2 protein-coding genes are annotated in these 3,937 nt (G+C 58.5%); one reads left to right on the plus strand and one right to left on the minus strand.

The features are described from left to right. Positions 1-395: sodium:solute symporter family transporter (locus ACLQ7H_RS13180; RefSeq protein ID WP_411753062.1), on the minus strand; the 395-nt coding region annotated here is incomplete at its 3' end. 556 nt (positions 396-951) lie between these two features. On the opposite strand from ACLQ7H_RS13180, the gene putA reads away from it, so the two are divergent. After that, positions 952-3,937: trifunctional transcriptional regulator/proline dehydrogenase/L-glutamate gamma-semialdehyde dehydrogenase (putA, locus tag ACLQ7H_RS13185; protein ID WP_411753063.1), on the plus strand; the 2,986-nt coding region annotated here is incomplete at its 3' end.

A 3,937-nucleotide genomic window follows, 5' to 3' on the forward strand; every position in this document is an offset into this window, starting at 1 on the left:
AGGATGACGATGGCGGAAATCACCCGCAGCAGTTTGCTGTTATCCTCAAAACGGCTGGTGAAGTAATCCGGCAGCGTCAAGGCGTTGTTGTTGGCTTCGGTATGGACGCGTAACCGCCCTGCCACCAACTTCCAGTTCAGGTAAGCCCCGATGGTCAGCCCGATGGCGATCCAGCTTTCCGAGATGCCGGAGAGGAAAATCGCACCCGGTAATCCCATCAGCAGCCAGCCGCTCATATCGGACGCCCCGGCGGAGAGCGCGGTCACTACACTGCCCAGGCTGCGGCCACCCAGAATGTAGTCGTCAAAGTTGTTGGTCGCCCGATAGGCCAGCAGGCCGATCACCACCATCCCAAGAATGTAGACCACGAAGGTCACCAGCATAGGTGTGTTCATTATCTTAAACTCTCCATTTTTTATTCCCTTCTCCCTTTCAAGCCGCCGTATGTTAGCAGCCTATTGAAAGTTATCGGGTATTTTTATGTCAGTAATTTCACCCACCACGCGCCGGAACGGGGCGCATTGCGATGGTGGCGGATGAACAGCGTTTATACCCATCATGGTCTGAGCGCTGGCTATCCTAGATGAGGCAGTCAACAACCAACAAGATATTTAACAAAAAAGTCACACGAAACTCACGCCAGGTCACATTTATTCGCTGTCAAGGTTGCACTCGTCACCGCTGAAATGAGTTGCACCTCTTACTTAACCCTGATTAATACAGGGAAATAAGCTCGTCGCACACCGCGTCCCCACTTCTCTGCCCGTAATCCGTTGCGCTCAAGATGTTAAAAAATCGATTGGAGTCACACTTCGCTACGGAGCACATTTAACAAGGTTGCACAAAGTTGCAACATGCAGGATATTGTCGGCATCAATAACCTCATTACGCTACGGAACGCCCCTAATCTGGCCGGTTGGGAGGGGTTCCAAACACAGGAGCTGGATTGGCATGGGCACTACCACAATGGGCGTGAAGCTCGATGAAGCAACCCGCGATCGCATCAAAAGTGCGGCGCAACGGATTGACCGCACGCCACACTGGTTAATCAAGCAGGCTATTTTCAATTATCTTGAACGTCTGGAGAGCGGTTCCGATCTGCCAGAAATTCCGGCGCTGGCCGCTGCCAGCCAGGCAGAAGCGGATGATGTCACGCCGCAGGTGCCTGAAGAGTCCCATCAACCCTTCCTTGAGTTTGCCGAACAGATCCTGCCGCAGTCCGTGGCTCGTGCGGCCATCACCGCCGCCTATCGCCGTCCGGAAACCGAAGCGGTGCCGATGCTGCTCGAACAGGCGCGTTTGCCCGCCGAACTGGCACAGGCCACCCATAAACTGGCCTATGGCATTGCCGAAAAGTTGCGTAATCAGAAGAGTGCCAACGGCCGCGCCGGTATGGTGCAAGGGTTGTTGCAGGAGTTCTCGCTCTCTTCCCAGGAAGGGGTGGCTCTGATGTGCCTGGCCGAAGCGCTGCTGCGTATTCCAGACAAGCCAACGCGCGATGCGTTAATCCGCGACAAAATCAGCAACGGCAACTGGCATTCCCACCTTGGCCGCAGCCCTTCGCTGTTCGTCAACGCCGCAACCTGGGGTCTGCTGTTTACCGGCAAGCTGGTGTCTACCCATAATGAAGCCAATCTGTCCAGCGCGCTGAACCGCATCATCGGTAAGCGCGGCGAGCCGTTGATCCGTAAAGGGGTCGATATGGCGATGCGCCTGATGGGCGAACAGTTTGTAACCGGTGAAACCATCGCCGAAGCGCTGGCCAATGCGCGCAAACTGGAAGACAAAGGCTTCCGCTACTCATACGACATGTTGGGTGAAGCCGCGCTGACCGAAGCCGATGCGCAGGCCTATCTGGTTTCCTATCAGCAAGCGATCCACGCCATCGGCAAAGCCTCCAATGGCCGTGGTATCTATGAAGGCCCTGGCATCTCGATCAAACTCTCGGCGTTGCACCCACGTTACAGCCGTGCCCAGTACGATCGCGTGATGGAAGAGCTGTATCCCCGCTTGCTGTCGCTGACGTTGCAGGCTCGCCAATACGATATCGGCATCAATATCGACGCCGAAGAGGCCGATCGCCTGGAAATCTCCCTCGATCTGCTGGAAAAGCTGTGCTTTGAACCGCAGTTGGCCGGTTGGAACGGCATCGGCTTTGTTATTCAGGCTTACCAGAAGCGCTGCCCGTTTGCCATTGATGCGGTGATCGACATGGCCAGCCGCAGCCGCCGTCGCCTGATGATCCGCCTGGTCAAAGGCGCGTACTGGGACAGCGAAATCAAGCGCGCCCAGATGGATGGCCTGGAAGGTTACCCGGTGTATACCCGCAAAGTGTATACCGACGTTTCCTATCTGGCCTGCGCCCGCAAGCTGCTGGCGGTGCCGAACCTGATTTATCCGCAGTTTGCTACCCACAACGCCCACACGCTGAGTGCCATCTATCACCTGGCGGGCAATAACTACTATCCAGGCCAGTACGAATTCCAGTGTCTGCACGGCATGGGCGAACCGCTGTACGAACAGGTGGTAGGCAAAGTGGCCGATGGCAAGCTGAACCGCCCTTGCCGTATTTATGCGCCGGTCGGCACGCACGAAACGCTGTTGGCCTATCTGGTACGCCGTCTGTTGGAAAACGGCGCCAATACCTCATTCGTTAACCGTATCGCCGATGCCACCCTACCGCTTGACGAACTGGTAGCCGATCCGGTCAGCGCGGTCGAGGCCATGGCAGCTAGTGAAGGCCGTATAGGTTTACCGCATCCGCGCATTCCGTTGCCGCGTGAGCTATATGGTGAAAAACGCGTTAACTCCAGCGGCCTGGATCTCTCCAACGAACAGCGCCTGGCTTCGCTGTCCAGCGCCCTGCTCACCAGCGCAAGCCAACAATGGCGTGCTGAGCCGATTATCGATGCTCCGTTGGATCAAGGAGTTGAACAACCGGTGATCAACCCTGCCGAACCGGGTGATATCGTCGGCTACGTGCGTGAAGCCACCGAAGGTGAAGTCAGCCGGGCATTAGACTCTGCAGCCGCAGCCGGGCCGATCTGGTTTGCCACTCCGCCTTCCGAACGTGCTGCCATTTTAGAACGCGCGGCAGAACTGATGGAAAGCCAACTGCAAAGCCTGCTGGGGATCCTGGTGCGCGAGGCGGGTAAAACCTTCAATAACGCCATCTCAGAAGTCCGTGAGGCGGTTGATTTTCTGCATTACTACGCTGGCCAAGTGCGTGACGACTTCGCCAACGACAGCCATCGCCCGTTAGGCCCGGTAGTCTGCATCAGCCCGTGGAACTTCCCGCTGGCTATCTTCACCGGCCAGGTTGCCGCCGCCCTTGCCGCTGGTAACAGCGTGCTGGCAAAACCTGCGGAGCAGACGCCGTTGGTCGCCGCCCAGGCGGTGCGCATCCTGCTGGAGGCTGGCATTCCTCAGGGCGTCCTGCAGTTGTTGCCTGGCCAAGGTGAAACTGTCGGTTCCCTCTTGGTCAATGATGCCCGCGTACGCGGCGTGATGTTCACCGGCTCTACCGACGTTGCGGGCATTCTGCAACGCAATATCGCAGGCCGGCTGGATCCTCAAGGCCGCCCGACCCCGTTGATTGCCGAAACCGGCGGTTTGAACGCGATGATCGTCGACTCTTCCGCCCTGACCGAACAGGTGGTGACCGACGTTGTGGCCTCCGCCTTCGACAGTGCCGGCCAGCGGGGTCGCGAGCGCCTGAACAGCCGTCCGCCTGGTCGACCATCCCTCGAGCTCCGGCCGGACGCGGCCGAAGTCGGCGCCGCGCGCGAGCCGCTCGCGGAGGAACGACCCGAGGTCGGCGTCGTAGCCGTGCCGGACCACGGCCGCCGGCTCGAAGGCGACGCAGACACCGATCCGGCGGAGATCGACGCACAGCGCGACGTCGGCGGAGAACAGCCCGGGCCGGAAGCCACTGACG

This window comes from Serratia sp. (in: enterobacteria) (genome assembly GCF_046715635.1).
Taxonomy (GTDB): Bacteria; Pseudomonadota; Gammaproteobacteria; order Enterobacterales; family Enterobacteriaceae; genus Chania.